The 17,191-nt window shown below is 63.8% G+C and carries 18 protein-coding genes; 9 read left to right on the forward strand and 9 right to left on the reverse strand.

Features of this window, described 5'->3' with window-relative positions:
• The first annotated feature begins 74 nt into the window (after positions 1 to 74).
• From CO670_RS17525 to CO670_RS17540, 4 genes are all read left to right on the forward strand, one after another.
• Positions 75 to 1,490: an aspartate aminotransferase family protein gene (locus tag CO670_RS17525; protein WP_097591425.1), complete on the forward strand. Its 1,416-nt coding sequence runs from the start codon at positions 75 to 77 to the stop codon at positions 1,488 to 1,490.
• A 386-nt stretch (positions 1,491 to 1,876) separates the two neighbouring features.
• Positions 1,877 to 2,167, forward strand: coding sequence for a hypothetical protein (locus tag CO670_RS17530; protein ID WP_097591399.1), 291 nt, complete (start codon positions 1,877 to 1,879; stop codon positions 2,165 to 2,167).
• Between the two features lie 48 nt (positions 2,168 to 2,215).
• Positions 2,216 to 2,704 (forward strand): hypothetical protein, encoded by a 489-nt coding sequence (locus tag CO670_RS17535; RefSeq protein WP_245425862.1) that lies wholly within the window; start codon positions 2,216 to 2,218, stop codon positions 2,702 to 2,704.
• A gap of 131 nt (positions 2,705 to 2,835) precedes the next feature.
• A complete protein-coding gene (locus CO670_RS17540; protein WP_097591401.1) occupies positions 2,836 to 3,312 on the forward strand; it encodes a nucleoside deaminase in 477 nt (158 codons plus the stop codon).
• An 88-nt stretch (positions 3,313 to 3,400) separates the two neighbouring features.
• Here the strand turns inward: CO670_RS17540 and CO670_RS17545 are convergent, their stop codons facing one another.
• Positions 3,401 to 3,703 carry a DNA-binding transcriptional regulator gene (locus CO670_RS17545; protein ID WP_097591402.1) on the reverse strand — a complete coding sequence of 101 codons (303 nt, stop codon included), beginning with the start codon at positions 3,701 to 3,703 and terminating at the stop codon, positions 3,401 to 3,403.
• A 169-nt stretch (positions 3,704 to 3,872) separates the two neighbouring features.
• Here CO670_RS17545 and CO670_RS17550 point away from each other — a divergent pair, with 169 nt between their 5' ends.
• Positions 3,873 to 4,445 carry a hypothetical protein gene (locus CO670_RS17550; protein ID WP_097591426.1) on the forward strand — a complete coding sequence of 191 codons (573 nt, stop codon included), beginning with the start codon at positions 3,873 to 3,875 and terminating at the stop codon, positions 4,443 to 4,445.
• A 222-nt stretch (positions 4,446 to 4,667) separates the two neighbouring features.
• Here CO670_RS17550 and CO670_RS17555 read toward each other — a convergent pair whose 3' ends face one another.
• Entirely contained in the window at positions 4,668 to 5,090 is a 423-nt protein-coding gene (locus CO670_RS17555) for a TIGR02594 family protein (RefSeq protein ID WP_097591403.1), read from the reverse strand.
• The gene (locus CO670_RS32580; RefSeq protein ID WP_141502324.1) at positions 5,041 to 5,409 is read right to left on the reverse strand and encodes a hypothetical protein; all 369 of its coding nucleotides are present in this window, start codon (positions 5,407 to 5,409) and stop codon (positions 5,041 to 5,043) included. Before CO670_RS32580 ends, CO670_RS17555 begins: the two co-directional genes overlap by 50 nt.
• A 90-nt stretch (positions 5,410 to 5,499) precedes the next feature.
• Between CO670_RS32580 and CO670_RS17560 the strand changes: the two genes are divergently transcribed.
• Both CO670_RS17560 and CO670_RS17565 read left to right on the forward strand, forming a co-directional pair.
• On the forward strand, positions 5,500 to 6,276 hold the full coding sequence (locus CO670_RS17560; protein WP_097591427.1) for a protocatechuate 3,4-dioxygenase: 777 nt from the start codon (positions 5,500 to 5,502) through the stop codon (positions 6,274 to 6,276).
• A gap of 514 nt (positions 6,277 to 6,790) precedes the next feature.
• Entirely contained in the window at positions 6,791 to 7,072 is a 282-nt protein-coding gene (locus CO670_RS17565; RefSeq protein ID WP_097591404.1) for a nodulation protein, read from the forward strand.
• On the opposite strand, the gene CO670_RS17570 is transcribed toward CO670_RS17565, so the two are convergent.
• The 3 genes from CO670_RS17570 to CO670_RS17580 all read right to left on the reverse strand — a co-directional run bounded on the left by CO670_RS17570 (position 7,069) and on the right by CO670_RS17580 (position 11,703).
• Entirely contained in the window at positions 7,069 to 8,535 is a 1,467-nt protein-coding gene (locus CO670_RS17570) for a right-handed parallel beta-helix repeat-containing protein (protein ID WP_097591405.1), read from the reverse strand. The genes CO670_RS17565 and CO670_RS17570 overlap by 4 nt on opposite strands.
• Positions 8,536 to 9,190: 655 nt before the next feature.
• On the reverse strand, positions 9,191 to 10,684 hold the full coding sequence (locus CO670_RS17575; RefSeq protein ID WP_097591406.1) for a right-handed parallel beta-helix repeat-containing protein: 1,494 nt from the start codon (positions 10,682 to 10,684) through the stop codon (positions 9,191 to 9,193).
• A gap of 311 nt (positions 10,685 to 10,995) precedes the next feature.
• Positions 10,996 to 11,703, reverse strand: a complete 708-nt coding sequence (locus tag CO670_RS17580; RefSeq protein ID WP_097591407.1) for a hypothetical protein — start codon at positions 11,701 to 11,703, stop codon at positions 10,996 to 10,998.
• A gap of 169 nt (positions 11,704 to 11,872) precedes the next feature.
• Between CO670_RS17580 and CO670_RS17585 the strand changes: the two genes are divergently transcribed.
• Both CO670_RS17585 and CO670_RS17590 read left to right on the forward strand, forming a co-directional pair.
• On the forward strand, positions 11,873 to 12,349 hold the full coding sequence (locus CO670_RS17585) for a hypothetical protein (RefSeq protein ID WP_097591408.1): 477 nt from the start codon (positions 11,873 to 11,875) through the stop codon (positions 12,347 to 12,349).
• Entirely contained in the window at positions 12,346 to 13,692 is a 1,347-nt protein-coding gene (locus tag CO670_RS17590; protein ID WP_097591409.1) for a GAF domain-containing protein, read from the forward strand. Before CO670_RS17585 ends, CO670_RS17590 begins: the two co-directional genes overlap by 4 nt.
• 398 nt (positions 13,693 to 14,090) lie before the next feature.
• Here the strand turns inward: CO670_RS17590 and CO670_RS17595 are convergent, their stop codons facing one another.
• From CO670_RS17595 to CO670_RS17605, 3 genes are read right to left on the reverse strand one after another with little or no spacing between them, the layout of a single operon-like run.
• Positions 14,091 to 15,263, reverse strand: coding sequence for an ABC transporter permease (locus tag CO670_RS17595; protein WP_097591410.1), 1,173 nt, complete (start codon positions 15,261 to 15,263; stop codon positions 14,091 to 14,093).
• Between the two features lie 4 nt (positions 15,264 to 15,267).
• Complete coding sequence (locus CO670_RS17600; protein ID WP_097591411.1) at positions 15,268 to 16,407, reverse strand: FtsX-like permease family protein; 1,140 nt, start codon at positions 16,405 to 16,407, stop codon at positions 15,268 to 15,270.
• On the reverse strand, positions 16,404 to 17,102 hold the full coding sequence (locus CO670_RS17605; RefSeq protein ID WP_097591412.1) for an ABC transporter ATP-binding protein: 699 nt from the start codon (positions 17,100 to 17,102) through the stop codon (positions 16,404 to 16,406). Before CO670_RS17605 ends, CO670_RS17600 begins: the two co-directional genes overlap by 4 nt.
• Between the last annotated feature and the right edge of the window lie 89 nt (positions 17,103 to 17,191).

Raw genomic sequence — 17,191 nt, forward strand, 5'->3', positions numbered from 1 at the left:
ATTGCCTGCTGCCGACAATGAAGCTTCGAGGAGGGTCCGTCAGCACCGGCGGAGCAGTCGGCATGGGGGATCGCATGTCGGCAATCGCATCTCTGTTTCAGGACGCCGCCCGGCTTGCGGCGGGGTTTCGCGAGACCGCACCGGCCCGCCATGTGCCGCGACATGATTACGCGGGATCGCTTGCGAGCTTCGACGCGCCGCTGCCGGCCGCCGGCGCGGATATGGCCGATGTCATCAGGGAACTCGCGGAAACAGCCGAGCCCGGGCTGCATTTCACCACCGGCCCGCGCTTCTTCGGCTGGGTCATCGGCGGCTCGCATCCGGTCGGCGTCGCGGCGGATTTCCTGACGAGCGCCTGGGGCCAGAATGCCGGAAACCACGCCGCCGCCCCGGCCGCCTCCGCCGTCGAAGCCGTCTCGGCGAGATGGCTTCTCGATCTCCTGAAGCTGCCCGCCGAATGCTCCGTCGGCTTCGTCACCGGCGCCACGGTCGCCAATTTCACCTGCCTTGCCGCCGCCCGCGGCGAGGTGCTGCGCCGGGCCGGCTGGGACGCCGATGCCAAGGGCCTGTTCGGCGCGCCCGAGATCACCGTGCTGATCGGCGACGACGCCCATACGACCGTCTTCTCCGCCCTGCAATTCTTGGGGCTCGGCCATGACCGCGTGCTGCGCCTGTCGACCGATGCGATGGGCCGCATCGATCCGGCTTCGCTTGCCGGCGCGCTGGCGCTGGTCGCCGGTCCCTGCATCGCCGTTCTCCAGGCCGGCCAGATCAATACCGGCGGCTTCGACGATTTCACCAGCCTGATCCCGCCCTTGAGGGAAAGAGGCGCCTGGGTGCATATCGACGGCGCCTTCGGCCTCTGGGCGCAGGCATCGGCAAAGTTCAGCCATCTCTGCCGCGGCGTCGAGGCCGCCGACAGCTGGGCGACGGACGGCCACAAATGGCTGCAGACGCCCTATGACTGCGGCTATGCGATCGTCCGCGACGAGCTCGCCCACCGCCGCGCCATGACGATCGCCGCAAGCTACCTGCCGCTCGCCGCCGAGGGCGAGCGCGACCCTTCCCATTACGTGCCCGAGCTTTCCCGGCGCGCCCGCGGCTTTGCCACCTGGGCGATGCTGAAACATCTCGGCCGCGACGGCATCGCCGCCCTCATCGACCAATGCTGCGCCTCGGCCCGGCTGCTCGCCGAGCATCTCGCCCGCGAACCCGGCATCACCATTCTCAACGAGGTGACGCTGAACCAGCTCATCCTGCGCTTCGCGACCGACCGGCCGGATGAAGAAAGCGACGCCATCACCCGCAAGACCATCGAAAGGATCCGCGCCGAAGCCACCCTCTTCGCCGGCGGCGCCAAATGGCGCGGCCGCGACGTCCTGCGCCTCTCCGTCACCAACTTCCAGACAACCGAAGACGAGGCCCGCCTGGCGGCGGACAGCATTATTGCCGCCTACAGGAGTGTCGGCGAAAATTCCCGGCCAGGCTGATCGGCCACGCCAGTTCACGGGCGGCTTAAGATGCACAACCATCCGCCTCCGCCCTTCAAGGCAGCGGCGGTCGGCCTGCGCAGCTCTCTTCCCTCATTCCTGTGCCTGTCACAGGAATCCAGCCACGGCGCGTCCGCGCCGTGAATGACTCTCTTTATGACCAAGGAGCCCCTCGCATCCAAGGACTTGGGTGCGCTGTATCCCTGTGACATCCCTCAGGCGGAACCTCTAGGATAAGGTCAGCCACCCGCCACTGCTGCCGAGGTTCCACCGTCCACAGCGTACCGCCTATTGACTCGTCTGAGAGCAAAGCTACGGTCCTCTCTTCAGGGTTGAGGGGTTTAGCCCGTGAAATTCAGCGGCTTTGCACGGGGCGGGAAACGGGCATGAGTGGCGCACGATCGCAAACTAATGTTGTCAGAACCGGCGCCGCCATCGTTGTACTGGTTTGCGGCACGCTGATGTTTCTCTTCTTCGGCCTCTTTGGTCTGGTGGCGTGGTCGGATTACTCCGATCGCGGTTGCCCCGGTTCCGTTCAGTGCGAAGATGCCGTGGCAGTGATGTGGATTACCGGCCTCGTATCTCTCGCTAGTGTCGCCCTTGTCACAATGTGCCTCCGGCAGTTGTTTCGCGGACGCCTGAAAGGCCGCGGCGACGCGGTGGCGAAGCCGAAATGACGGCCTCACACCTCGCCCATCGTTTTTGCCTCGCCCTACGGTTTCCCCATGTCCCGATATCTCCCCGCGATTGCCGCCCTTCTCACGCTGATCCCGACCGCCGGCCATGCCAGCGAGGCGCGGGGAAAATCGGCGCCTCCTTCTGAGAAAGGTTGCGTGGAAGTCAGCGGAACGGCCTTGCCGGGAGCGGCCGGAGGCCCGGCCTATGGGGCGGCCGAGCTGAAATGCGGTGCGAAGCTCTCGCTGGTGCTTCGCCGCCAGACCGGCAGGAACGGCAACCTTCCCGTCTGGGCCGATGTCGATCGGGTGACGATCACCAGGCCCAGCCCCCGCCACGAACTACTGCAGCCCATCTATTGCTCATCGAGCCGCTTTCCCGGAGACGCCGTCTTCGCGCTCGGCAAGATGGCCGAGCAGCCGGACGGTACGCATCGATCGGAGAATATCGTCAAGGCCTGGCGGTTCGATATCGAACGCGAAAGGCTGGCCGCCATCCCCATCGACGGCGTGCTGTGCGAGCTCGACGCTGTCGATTGACGGCCGGATGCGCCGAGCCCGCCCGCCCTTATTCTTTCAGGCGCCGGCTCGAATGCGATTTGCGGCAACTTGGAAATCCCTCAAATTCACGACAAGATCGTCCTGCTCTAGCTTTTTCGGGGAGGACTCTGATGGAAAACCATGAGGTATTTTTACGCGAGGCGATTGCGCTTTCGAGATCTGCGATAGAACACGGCGGCGGCGAACCGTTCGGCTCGGTGCTGGTGAGGGACGGCGAAGTCATCCTGCGCGCCGAAAACACCGTCTTCAGCGGCCGCGACATGACGAACCATGCCGAGATGAACCTGGTGAAACTGGCGGCGCAGCATTACGACGCTGCCTTTCTCGCCGACTGCACGCTCTACACCAGCACGGAACCCTGCGCGATGTGCGCCGGAGCGATCTACTGGTCGGGCATCGGAAGCATGGTGTTTGCCTGCTCCGAAACGCGGCTTGGCGAGATTGCCGGGATCGGATTGAACGTGCCGAGCCGGGCGGTGCTGCAAACCGGCGCACGCGTCGTCACCGTGGTCGGCCCGACGAACCTCGAAGACGAAGCCGCCGAAGTCCATCAGCAATTCTGGCCGAAGCATCTGGGCAAGGCCTGAAGCCACGCAAATACATTTCACAGCTTTGCGAGCCGACGCTATCGACTGACGATCGCAAGTCCGCGAGAGCGAAAACGCCGACAGGCTGCTATTGCAGCACGTCCAGCCCCTTGCGCTCGACGAGATCAAGGATCTTGACGGCCGGGCCGCTCGGCTTCTTGGTCCCCTGCTCCCAGGCCGCCACCGTGATCGTCTTGACGTTGAGAAATTGCGCAAACACGGCCTGGCTTACCTTATTGGCGTTGCGGATCTTCTTGATCTCCTCGGGCGTATAGGCGCGCAGCGGAGGCAGGCAAAGCGCGTCGAACTCCCTCATCGTAACGTCATCGACGAAGCCCGCTTCATGCAGCCGCTGAGCGGATTTATGAACGTTCCTAAGAATCCTGCTCATCGCAACCGATCTCCACCATCTGTTTTCCCGCAATCATTCGAGTAAGTTTCGAAGGACTGCATGGGTATCTCGCAGAAGCCGAAATTTTTCAACGCTGAGGAGTCAGCTTCACATTCGCCGCAATCGCTGCGTTAGCTCCGGAAAATTGCTGGGGGTGGAGGAGATGCGGATGCGGGGTATCTTAACTGTCGCGTTGTTGAGTTCCGGAGTTTTGGCGGGAGCCAGCCCGGCCAGCGCTTGCCCCTGGCTCGAACGCCTGGAATTGAACGATGTCTCCCATGCTGACGTCGTGGTCGTCGGTCGCGTCGAGAACTATACGATGGTGCTCGACCCGGAAGCGCGGCGGCGGCGTCAGGAACTGCTTCCCCGCACCAGCGGCAAATTCCGTGAGATTCTTGAAAAACAGTCCAGCTTCCTCAGCGATTATGCGCGCTTCGACATTGTGGTTGAAGAGATTCTGCGCGGCACGGCGTCGGACAGGCTGACGGTGACCTGGGACAACTCCACATTTCGCGAGCCCAGGAATATGTCGCCGGGGCCGTACCTGATTGCGCTACGCAAAGCGGAAACACCGCCGCCGCCGATGCGCGGTCCTACCGCCACGATCCTGCCGACTCCGGAGCCGGCCTCCATGACCGTCCTGCAGGCTCCATGCGCGCCCGAGTTCATTTTCGAAAGCACGAGCGGTCAGGCAGAAAGTGTTCGAGAAATATTGAAATCAGGCTCGAAACAAGCGCCCTGAGCGGACGGCCGACGACACCCCAACTCCGCCAAGGAGGTTTGGAAGGACGTTTTTAAGGAGGCCCAACATTTTTAAAAATGCGCGAGATAAGGCCTGCAGATCCCGGCTGCACCCATTTTTTAAAATGTTGACCTCTCTTAAAAACCTCTTTGTCAATCCTAAGCCATTGGATTCATGGGAATTCAGTGGCAGGGAGGTTTTTAAGGGAGAGGATGTCGGGCTTCATCGTCGAATGGCGACGACGGAGCTGGCGCGGTAGCGCGACAGCTGCACGCGGTTGGATTGGTTGCCGCCGAAGAGATAGACGTATTGGCGCCGCTGGTCGAAATGGTCGAACAGGCTGACGTGGAAACGCCGGCCGCTGCGGATCACCACCACGTCGCCGCGCTTGGCCGAGCGGGCGAAGACCGGCTTGCCGAACTTCATCCAGGAGCGCGCCATATTGGGGTTCTCGGGCGGCTCCCTTGAAGATCGCTTGGCGACATAGGCCAGAAACGCCCCGCACCAGGAAGTGCGCCTCGGATTGACGCTGAGGAAGGAGATGGAGCGTTCATGCATGCTTTTGTATCGGGACGCCGTGCCGAGCATGTCTGCCTCACAGGGCACGGCAAGCGCCGTGAGGACGATGACGAGAATAACCCTCATGGTTTCCCACCATTGTTGCGAAGATCATGATGATCTCAATTGTGACGAAGAATAAAATGCGGGCGGAAACGTAAAGATGAATCATGGCGCGAATGAGAGGCAATTTATCCGGGCATTTTCGACGAAATACCTTCGGATAAAGCTTGGCGAGATCGGTTATACGGATCGCGCCGCAGGCCCTGCCGGCACGGCAGAATGGCTCCTCCGCGAGGTTCCGAACCCCGGCTCCGGAGCCACCTATATTTCCGGCGCCCTCTTCGAATACTTGGCGGGCGATGGCAATACATCGGCCGCCAGCCAACACGATGACGATGCCCATGCCGGCATTGCCACCGATCATTGCCTGGATTTAACTGGCCTTATCAGGCGATCCCTCATAGAGGCGATGTCTTTCGGGAAAGGAAGACGGATGAAGAGGCGAACCCTTGTGCTCGGCGGCGCGGCCATCGCGGCGTCATCAGTGATCGCGGCAGCCATCTGGCCGCGACGACACCTCGCTATCGCCGCCAGGACCTTCGACTGGAAGGCAAGCGATTTCCAGAGCGGCGGCACCAAGGCGGTCACATGGGAGGCGCTGCCCGAGCCGCTCTTCCGCGCCCGGCCGAACTGCGTCGCGACGCTCGCCCAGACCCTCGGCCCCTGCCATGTCAACAATGTCCCCGCCCGCCGCGACGTCTCCGAGGGAAAGCCCGGACTGCCGCTGCGCCTTGCCGTCCGCATCGTCCATGCCGCCGATTGCCGGCCGGTGGAAAAGGCCGATATCGAGATCTGGCACACCGATCACCGCGGCATCTATTCCGGCCGCGAGGCCGCCGAAATGTGCACCTTCGGCGATGCCGAGGCGATCAGCGGCCTCGCCTTCCGCGGCCGCCAGCTGACCGATGCGCAGGGCCAGGCAAGCTTTCTCACCGCCTATCCCGGCTGGTACAGCGGCCGCACGCCGCATGTCCACTGCCGCATCCTCGTCGACGGCAGGGAGCTCCTCGTCAGCCAGATCTATTTCGACGACGCGCTGAGCGACATCGTCTACGGCGAGCATCCCGACTATGCCGGCCGCCCTGCCCGCGACACCCGCAACGACGCCGACAACCTCATCCCCGACGACGCCGCCGACCACATCTTCGATTTCGAAAAACTCGACGGCGGCGTACTTTCGGCGACGATCACGATCGGTCTGGCGGCGTAAGTGGCGATCTCCATCTGCCTTTCGCTTGCCGCTCGGGGTGAGCGAAAGGGCAATGAAGGACATGCCGCGTGGCCCCCTCATCCGACCCTTCGGGCCACCTTCTCCCCGCTGGGGAGAAGAGCAGCAAGCCATGGGATTCGTGGCCACAAACGATGCCTCCAAGAAGGGCGAGACGTTGCCACGAGGCCGCTTCTCCCCAGCGGGGAGAAGATGCCGGCAGGCAGATGAGGGGGCCACACGGCACACCCTCCAATATGACGGACTTTAACCGCCAAAGAGGTTTGGAAGGACGTTTTTAAGAAGCCCCAACATTTTTAAAAATGCGCTTGCCCATCTCACCCCACCCATTTTTTAAAATGTTGACCTCTCTTAAAAACCTCCTTGTCAATTATAAGTAACTGAATTCATTGAAATTCAGTGGCAAGGAGGTTTTTAAGCGGGCAATTTTCTCCTCTCCTCTGAACCAGATGCAGCATCTCTGCGTACAGCGGAAAGAAGCAGTAAGGGGGGTGGCATGGAGAGGAAAGAAGGCGTTGCCCGCATCGCCGGACGCGCCGCCGAACAGGGGCTGGCCCGGCTGATGATGCGGTTGCCGGCGACGCGGGGAACGATCCGGGCGGCTGCGGCGAGCGATCCGGATCTCTGCGAGATGTGCAGCGCCTATGGCGAAGTCTGCGCCGCGCTCGACCGCATGCGCAGGGACAGGGCGTCCGATCCCGCGATCGCCGCCGAATATGAGAGCATCTGCACGGAGATCGAAGCCGAAGTCCTGCTGACCCTGCGAGGCGAGGACTAGACCAGCGCGTCCCCCGGATGGAGGATGACGCTCAGCACCAGCCCATCCTGATAATGCGAGGATTCCGGCGGCGACGGGATGTCTGGATGCCAGAAGGCGTTGCCGCTTTCGCCGGCGCCGAAGAGATCGGCCATGTCGAACGGGCCGAAATGATTGCCGTTGTCCGCCATCTGGCGGCCCTTGTCGAAGCCATCATGGTTGAAGCGGCGAAGCAGCAGGCTTTCGGCGGAGACGCCGTCCTCGCCGAAGGGATCGCCGTGATGGCCGTGGTCCGCATCGGCCTTCATCTTCGTCAGGCTGTCCTGCCCGGCATAGGCGCTGTCGGCCATCAGGCTGAGGCTTGCCTCGGTGGCGACGAGGCTGTCGGCGCTCGCAAGCGTGGTCGGGCTCTCGTCGACCGTCGTATTGTCGTAGACGGGAAAGGTGCCGGCGGCGATGATCGTCGGCGATATGCTGTAGGGCGTCACGTCGCTGGCGATGAAATTGTCGTGGAACGAGCCGGAGGCGGGCCGGTCGACCTTCAGCGCCGCCTGCGTCAGGTCGTCGAACAGGTTGCCGTAGATGTTGATGCCCTCGCGGACATAGCTGGTCGTGCCGGCGGCGCTGACGGCCACGCCCCAGACGCCGTCATGGATGTAGTTGCCCGAGATGTCGTAGTCGCGCGTGTCGCCCTGGTCGCCGAGGCCGATGGCGTAGGACCAGCTGTAGCCGCCATAGCCTGAAATATCGTTGCCGTGAATGGCGACGTTGGTGCCGGCCTGGGCGCCGATCCCGAAGCCGCCGCCGATGATCGTATTGTCCTCGACGACGGCATTGACCGGCCGCACCAGCGCGATCACGCCCTTCGGCGTCACAGCACCCGTCTGGTCGAGCGTGTTGCCTGAGATCACGATGTTGCTGCTGTCGTTCATCTGCACGGCGTCGGCCGCCGTGCCGTGGGCATTGGTGACGGTGTTGTTGTTGAAATTGACGCCGTTGACCTTCTCGATCCACACGCCGTCGCCGTTGACGTCGTTGATCGTGCTGTTCTCGATGGTGATGTTCGAGCCGGTTCGGAAGGTGATGGAGCCCGATTTGGAGAGCCCGGTATGATCCACGTCGACATTGCGGACGGTCCAATTTGAGACATAGCCCCCATAGATGGCAGCGCCGCCAGTGTCGGAGATCGTGATGTTCTCGATGACGATGTTGGACGCATAGAGGCTGTGAATGCCGTCATTCGGGCTTTGGATGACAGGCGCGTCGCCGACGCCGTAGCTGCCGATGGTGATCGGCGCATCGATTGTGCCGGAATATTTCAGGTCGAGCTGGTCGTTATAGACGCTGCCGGCGGCCAGCAGCACGCTGTCGCCCGGCTGCAGTTTCAGGTTTTCCACCGCCCAGAAGGACTTGAAAGGCGCATCCTCGCTGGTGCCGGCGTTCGTGTTGGAGCCCGTCGCTGAATTCACATAATAGATTGTCATGTCGCCTGTTCTCGCATTATCGCCCAGCCGTCATGAACGGCTGCAACGAGTGGATCGGATGCGGTCGGGGGCTGAAGGCCATCAGGATGGCGTTCGATTGCCGTTACGGCGGCGGGCCTGGGTGGGGCCTTGCTCCCGAGAAGCGCCTGGCGGTGGCTGCATCCTCAAGAATACAACTTAAGAGAAAATAATCTAGAAAACAACGACCGAAAGGTGAATGAACGGTAACGTACGGTCGGGTGAGTTACGTGAGGTAAGTTGGCTGGTGGCCGCCCTCGTCCTTCGAGAGCCTCAGGATGAGGACGGAGAGAGGTTGCGGCTTGTGTCATCAGAGCCAGGCAATGGAGGGTGTGCCGTGAGGCCCCCTCATCTGCCTGCCGGCATCTTCTCCCCGCTGGGGAGAAGCGGGCAAGCCGAGAGCTCCCCGTCCACAAACGATGCCTTCAAGAAGGGCAAGACGCTGCTGCGATTCCTCTTCTCCCCAGCGGGGGTCCGAAGGACGGGTCGAGACGCGTGGCTCGACCCAGGTCGGTGGCCCGAAGGGTCGGATGAGGGGGCTACGCGGCACATCTTTCATTGCCCTTCACATGAAGCGCTGCGAAGGGCACATATCCCACAGTGGCAGAGGGTGGAGGTCATGCCCCCACCCCAACTCTCACCGCAACAAATCATCCATATGGATGAACACCGTCAGCGTATCCCCGTCGCTATGCTGGGAATTCCCATCATCGATCCCATAGCCGAAAGTCTCGCTCACATGGCCGTCATGGCCGGCCGGCAGCTTCGTCTCGTCGAGCGTATAGGCATAGCTGCCGTCCCGTTCGACGTGGATGGAGCCGTAGACGCCGGTCAGCGTCAGGCCGTGCTTGCCGACGCTTTCGCCGTCGAAGCGGCGCAGCACCAGCGTGTCGTTGTCGGAGCTGTCGTTTTCCAGAAGATTGCCGCGATGGGCCTCGCCGTTGTCGGTGAAGATCTTCAGATTGTCATGGACGGCGGCGACGCCTGGGTCGGCGGCAGCCGCTTCCGTCGTTGCGGCAACCTTGGTCTCGGTGGCGGCAAGCGTCGTCGAGACATTGGCGACCGTCTCATTGTCCTTGACGGTGAACGTGTTCGCCTCGGCGATGGAAGGCGAGATGCTGGTCGCCTTGGTGCCGCTCTCGATGGTGTTGCTGTAGAAGGAGCCGGAGGCCGGCCGGTCGACCTTCAGCGCCGCCTCGGTGAGGTCGTCGAAGGTGTTGTCGTGCACCTTGATATTGGTGCGGGTATAGCTGGCGCCGACCGGGCCGCTGACGGCCACGCCCCAGGCGCCGTCATGGATGTGGTTGCCGGATATGTCGTAATCCCGCGCGCTGCCCTGATCGCCGAGGCCGACGGCGAAGGACCAGTCGTAGCCGTGATAGCCCGAAATGTCGTTGTCGCGGATGGCGATGGTCTTGCCCGCCGGCGCGCTGATGCCGAAGCCGCCGCCGGTCAGCACATTGTCCTCGATCACCGCATTGGTGGCCCGCACCAGCGCGATCACGCCCTTCGGGCTGCTGGCGTCGGTCTGGTCGAGATGATTGCCCTTGATCAGGATATTGCTGCTGTCGTTGACCTGCACGGCATCGGCCGTCGAGCCGTTGGCGCTGGTGACGCTGTTGTTGATGAGCTTGACGCCGGCGACCTTCTCGATCCAGAAGCCGTCGCCCTTGACGTCGGATACCTTGGTGTTTTCGACCGTGACGTTCTTGCTGCTGCGGAAGGTGACGGCGCCGGCGCTTTCCGACTGCCCGGTCTTGGCGATCTCGACATTGCGCACCGTCCAGTTGGTGACGCTGCCGCCATAGATGCCCGCACTCCCGACATTGGAGATCTTCAGATTCTCGATGACGATGTTGGAGGCATAGAGGCTGTGAATGCCATCGCCGTTGCTATGGATGACGGGGGCTGCCCCCGTGCCGTAACTGCCGATCTTGATCGGCGCGCTCTCGGTGCCGGAATATTTGATGTCGAACTGCTCGTTGAAAACGCTTCCCTTGGCGAGCAGCACGCTGTCGCCCGGTTTCAGCTTCAGAGATTCCACTTTGGACAAAGTCGCAAAAGCCGAGTTCTGGCCCGTTCCGCTGTTGCGGTCGGAGCCAGTCGCTGAGTTCACATAGTAGATTGTCATATCGCCAATGTTGCCCTGTTCGTCGGATCGCTACATCGCCACTGGAATCGACCGGGACCGGCCGTCCGAATGCGGCGGGGGCAAACCTCCATGGCAAAAAGGCGAGAAGATGTTGTCAATGCGGCAGCGGGCCGGTTTGCGGGCCTTATTCCACAGGCAATGGCGCGGGTGCCTCAAGACGCCGGGAAGCCGCAACCTATCCGAAAAAAATCCGGCGCTGTAATTGCATGAATCGGCAGGTCGGCAAGCCACACGGCACATCCTCCAAGGTGGGAAGCCGCTATTTTACGCCCCCGCCCGCAGCCGCCCTCTCAGGCCGCCAGCTTCAGCGCGTCGGCAAGCCTGGCGAAGTCGCCGTCCGAAAGCCCCGGACGGACGGCGAAGTCGATGACGGCCTGGAAGATTTCCGGCGGCGCATTCTTCTTCATGGCGCCGAGCAGTGCCGCCCGCTCCGCCGGATTGATGGCCGGGATCATGATGCGCATGAAGGCCATGCTCTTCTCCGGCGGCAGCGAGCCGATGATGCGCATCTCGATGGCGAAGATTTCCTCATCATTGAAGTTGCGCCACAGCAGAGGGCCGGTCACCACCTCCTCCTCGTGCATATGCGCGAAGTCGTCGGCAATGTAGGCGGCAAAGGCGAGATAAAGCTTGCGGCCGCAGGCCGCCTTGCTGAGCGGCCAGGCTTTTTCCCAGGCGACGACAAGCTCTTCCAGCTCGCGGAATGCGGTGCGGTGGTCGTCGTGCTGCTCGTCGAGCGTGACGGTCGAAACACCCTTCTCGGCAAGCGCCGTGTGGATGTTGTCGTCCTCATGAACGACGTGGGAAGCGGCCAGCATCAGGTAATGGCGCAGGTCGCCGATCAGGAAGACCGTCTCCTCGACATTCTGGAAATCGGCAGCGCCGAGGCGCCCGAGCAGGTCGCAGCCGGCCTTGCGCAGGCCCTTGTGGATCGCCCCGTAAATGTCATAGCGGCCGTTGAGATCGGGAATGCTGGTAAGCGAGAATTCATGGCTCATGATGGTTTTCCTCTCGTTGGCGGCGCCTCTTTCCGTGCGCCGGGCTGATGCGATCGAGATAACCGAGGCCCTTGCGGGGCGCTTCCTAAAACCATCCTAAGCACTTGGAACGATTGCTAAGATTATCCTAACTGACTATCATCGCCCGACTTCGGGGCTGGGAAAAAGCATGCTGGGGCCGGAACTCTGGGAATTCATAGAAAGTCCCGTCATGATCCTGTTCGTGACGTGCGACGAGGCCGGCCGGCCGATGATCGGCCGCGGCTCCGGCGTGCGCGTCGACCGGCAGAGCGGGCATCTCAACTTTCTCGCCTCGCGCTGCCAATGGCCGAAAGCGGTCGGCGGGGCGCTGCCCGGCCGGCCGATCGCCACGACCTATGCGCGCCCCGCCGACTACAAGGCCTGCCAGATCAAGGGCATCGTTGTGGAAGCGCGGCCGGCGGACGAGACCCAGCGGGCACGCGGCGAAGCCTATGTCGCAGAACAGCTGGCGCGCATGCTGGCGCTCGGGGTCACGCGCATGCAGCTTTCCAGCACGCTGTCGGACCAGGACCTCGTCTGCCTGACGATCGAGCCGCAGGCGATCTTCGAGCAGACGCCGGGGCCGGGCGCCGGGCGCAGGCTGACGCCGGAACCCCTCGCATGATTCCGCTCGAAGGGCTGCGGGACAGTTTCGAGGGCGTCATTCCCTCCATCATCGCCACAACCGATGCCGACGGAATGCCCAATATTTCCTATCTCTCGCACGTGCATTACGTCGATGAGAGGCACGTGGCGCTCTCCAACCAGTTCTTTTCAAAGACCGCCGACAATGTGGCGCGCAACGGGCTTGCGACCGTGATGGTGGTCGACGGCTATAGCGGCCAGCAGCACGTGCTCGACCTGGTGTTCGAGCGCTCCGAGACGGAGGGCGAGACCTTCGATCAACTGGCGATCCATCTGGCGATCCTGGAAAGCCGGATGAGCGGGATCATGAAGCTGCACGCCGTCGACATCTACCGGGTGGAGGACTGCCGGGCCGTGCCGGCCGCCAATCCGCTGGTCGAGCCGGAGCCGCTCTGTCTGCCCGACCTGATGGGCAGGGTGGCGCGGCTGACGGCCCGGATGTCGAATTGCGGCGATCCGGAAACGCTGCTCGACGCCACCCTCGAAGGGCTCAGCGAACGCTTCGGCTACTCCAATTCCATGGTGCTGGTGCCGGACGGCGAACGCGATGGGCTGACGACGATTGCCAGCCGCGGCTACGACCAGTTCGGCTTCGGCGCCGAGGTTGCGGCCGGGCGCGGCATTATCGGGCTGGCGGCCGAGCGGCGGCGCACTGTGCGTATCACCGATCTCAGCCGCGGCCGGCGCTACATCGAGGCGGTGCGGGCCATGGCCGGCGTCGAGGATGCGGCGCCGATCCCGCTTCCCGCGCTCGAAAAGCCGCTCAGCCAGATCGCGCTGCCGCTTGTGGCGCGCGGAAGGCTCGTCGGCGTGCTGTTTTCGGAATCGACCGAGCGCTTCACCTTCCGCCACCGCGACGAGGAGGCGCTGATCGTGATCGCAGCCCATCTCGCCACCGCCCTCTCCTTCCTGTCGGAGGAACGCGAGCGGGCGGAAACCAACGGGCGGGAAAAGGCCGACGCCCCGGCCGACCGCGCCGGCGCCACGCCCGCCGGCCGGCGCATCGCCGTTCGTTTCTATCCGCGCGACGGCTCCCTGTTCGTCGACGACGACTATCTGATCCGCGGCGTGCCGGGGCGGCTGCTCCTGCATTTCCTCGAAGACTATGTGCGCACCGGCAAGCAGGACTTCCTGAACCGCGAGATCCGCCGCGACCGCCGCCTGCAGCTGCCCGACTTCAAGGACAACCTGGAAACCAGGCTGATCCTCCTGCGCCGGCGGCTGGAGGAAAAAGCCGGCCCGATCACCCTCGACCGCGCCGACCGCGGCCGCCTGCGGCTGACCCTCGCCGGGTGGCCGGAGATCGAGGTGGTGGAGGAGTGATGGGGTGGCCAGGTTTTCGGTCCCTACGGGCACCGCTTTCCATGCTTCCCCAAGGAGGAGTGGGCGGCCGACCCCACTCTCCCTCATTCCTGTGCTTGTCACCGGAATCCAGCCACCGCGCGTCCGCGCGGTGAATGACTCACCACATGCAGCCAAGGAAAAAGTCTATCCTGCCCAAAGACTTGGGCAGGCTGGATCCCTGTGACAAGCACAGGGATGAAGGAGGTTGGGTGGGGCCTTGGTACCCCAGGCGAGCGCTTGCACTTAGGCAAATCCTGCCAGGGAGGACCTGTCAGCATGGCGTGACACAGGTCGAACTCCAGCCCAATGCCACCCCACCAGCGATCTCATCAATGCGGTGATACCCGCCATAGAGTGACAACCGAGGAAGAGCAAACCTACCCCTTCGCCCGCAACGCCGCCCCCAACGGCAGCCGCGCGGCCGCCAGCGCCGGCAGCGCGCCGCCGATCACGCCGACTGCCAGCCCGAGCAGACCCGCCGTCAAAACCACTTCAGGCGACACCACGAGCTGAAACGCCATCTTCGTATTGTTGGCGCCCATCGTGCTCGCCTGCCAGCCGTCGAAGGCGAACCGGGAGGCGATGGCGCCGGCGGCGGCGCCGAGGGCCGAGAGCAGCACCGCCTCCACCCAGGTGGCGGCGAAGGCCGGCAGGCGGGCGAAGCCCAGGAGCCGCAGCGTGGCGATCTCGACGGCGCGGTCGGAGACCGAGCTCATCATCGTGTTCAGGGCGCCGGCCGTCGCCCCCACCGCCATCAAAAGCGCGATCGGCCAGCCGAACAGGCGGATCAGGCTCTCGGTGCGCTCGGCCTGCGCCGCATAGAGATCAGCCTCCGCGATGGCTGTGAGCGGCGGGCCCGACAGGTCCGCAAGCCGCGCCCGCAGCGCCGCCAGCCCGCCCGCGCCATCGACCCGCAGCCTGAGGCTCTGCACCTGCCCCTGCCTGTCGAAGGCCGATTGCACGGCTTCGAGATCGGCCCAGATCTCGGATTCGAAGGCGCTGCCGCCGGAGGAGAAATGGCCGGCGACCGTCCAGTCGAGCGCGCCGAGCCGCACCGTCTGGCCGACGGCAAAGCCCGGAAAACTCTCGGCGATGCGTTTGCCGACGACGATCTCGCGCGCCCCCGACGCAAAGAGCCGCCCCTGCGAAAGCTTCACACCTTGCCGCAGAGCCGGCCCCGCCTGATCCATGCCCCTCAGCGACAGCGTCTGCTCGGCGCCGTCGACCGCCCTGACATCGATGGGAACGACGGTCTCGCGCGACAGGGCGATCCCGGCACCGCCGCTCGCCGCCAGGCTGCGGATCGCCTCGGCGGGCACATCCGAGCCGGTCTCCTGGTTGGTGCCGCCGCCGAGGATGACGGCGATATCGGGCGAGCCCGCCCCGGCAAGTGCGGCCTCGAAGCCGCGCGCCATGGCCAGAAACCCGGCGAGCACAGTCACGACGAGCGCCACCGACAGCACCATCGACAGCGAGATCGCAAGCCGCCTGGGGAGGCTCGCCAGATTGACTCGGATCATGAGAAAGATCTGCTTGAGCGTTGAGCGCATTGGATTATCTCGTTCTGAAAGCGTTGACGATGGGCAGGCGCATGGCGCTGAAAGCGGGCAGTAGCCCCGTCAGCAGGCCGAGGCCGGCGATGATGGCGGCGGATTTCAGCAGCACCGCCGCACCGAAGACGAGGCCGAATTCCGGCCCGATCGCAAGCGTCGCGAGCTTGGCGAGAATGAGCCCGCCCGCGCCGCCGACGGCGAAGATGAACAGCGTCTCGCCGAGGATGAGCGCCATGATCCGCCCCCGGGAAAAGCCGAGCACCTTCATCACGCCGATCTCGAAGCGGCGTTCCCTGACGGCAAAGAGCATGGTGTTCACCGAGATCATCAGGATCGTCACGAAGGCGGCGCCGACGACGAGGCCGACGATCAGGCCGATATCGGCGAATTGCCTGAGAAACGCTTCGAGGAACTGCTTTTCCGATTGCGTGCGCGTCTGCGCCGCCGAATTGGCGAAGAGCGCGTCGATGCGCGCCGCCAGCACCGCCGAGGAAACGCCTTGGCGCGGACGCACCACGAAGGCGTCGACCGTATCCTTGTCGCGGGCACGGGCCGCATTGACCGCGTCGTAACGGGCGAGCATGAAATAGGTGTCGGTGCTGGCATCGGCGCCCTCGAAGATGCCTGCGATCGTGAAGCTCCAGCTGCGGCTGCCGTCCGCCTTCATCATCTGGCTGGTGACGCCGATGCGCTGGCCGACCGACCAGCCCTGCGCTTCAGCCAACGCCCGGCCGACCAGCACCCGGTCGCCGCCCTCCTGGAGTGCCGCGATCAGACCGGGCGTCAGCCCGAGCTCCTCGCCGTTGGCGGCGGCGATCGCCTGTGGATCGACGGCGCTGACGGCCACCACATTCTTTTCCACCTCGACGAAACCGCGTATGCGCGCGGTATAGGCGACCGCCGCGACATCGGGCTCGGCGGCGATCCGGCCGAGATAGGCAAGCGGCAGCGACAGACCGCGGCCGGATTTGTTGAAGACGCCGAGCAGGTTGTCGCTGGCGCCCGCCGCCCCCTGGCTGCCGGTAACGAAGCTCGCCGTCAGCCCATAGATCAGGAAGGCGATGCCGACCGAAAACATCAGCAGGATGGCGCGCAGCCGCTTGCGCCAGGCATTGCGCCGCATCAGCTGGAAGAAGCTCATCGGCCCGCCCCCTCGGTGAATTCGCCCTTGTTGAGCGTCAGCCTGCGCCGCGCCCGGGCGGCGGCCTCCGGATCATGCGTGACCATGATGATGGTCTTGCCGAGTTCGCGGTTGAGAAAGGCGAGCATATCGAGGATGTCGTTGGCCGATTTCCGGTCGAGATCGCCGGTCGGCTCGTCGCAGAGAATGAGATCGGGATCGGTGACGATGGCGCGCGCAATGCCGACGCGCTGCTGCTGCCCGCCCGACATGCTGGATGGAAACTGCCGCTGCCGCCCGGCAAGCCCGACAAGCTCCATGACCGTATCCACGCGCGCCCGCCGCTCGCTGCGCGTCAGCGGCTTCAGGAGCAGCGGCAGCTCGATATTCTCCGCCGCATTCAGCATCGGCAGCAGATTGTAGAACTGGAAGACGATGCCCATCCCATGCGCCCGCCAGGCCGCCCTTGCGCCCTCGCCCATCTGCCCGAGATGGCTGCGGCCGATCCGGATCTCGCCCGCATCCGCGCTGTCGATGCCGCCGAGCATATTGAGCAGCGTCGATTTCCCCGAGCCCGACGGCCCCATGACCGCAACGAAATCGCCGCGCGCAATGGAAAGATCGAGCGCCGAAAAGATCGCTATCGCCTCGCCGCCGATCCGGAACGACTTCTTCACGCCGGCAAGGGAGATATAGGGTTCATGCATGTCGGTCATTGTTTTGCTCCTTTGGTGGTTGATTATTGGCGCCGCGGCCGGAGGCATGTCTCCTTCTCCCCAGCGGGGGTCCGAAGGACGGGTCGAGA

It is taken from the genome of Rhizobium sp. J15 (assembly GCF_002531825.1).
Lineage (GTDB): Bacteria > Pseudomonadota > Alphaproteobacteria > Rhizobiales > Rhizobiaceae > Rhizobium.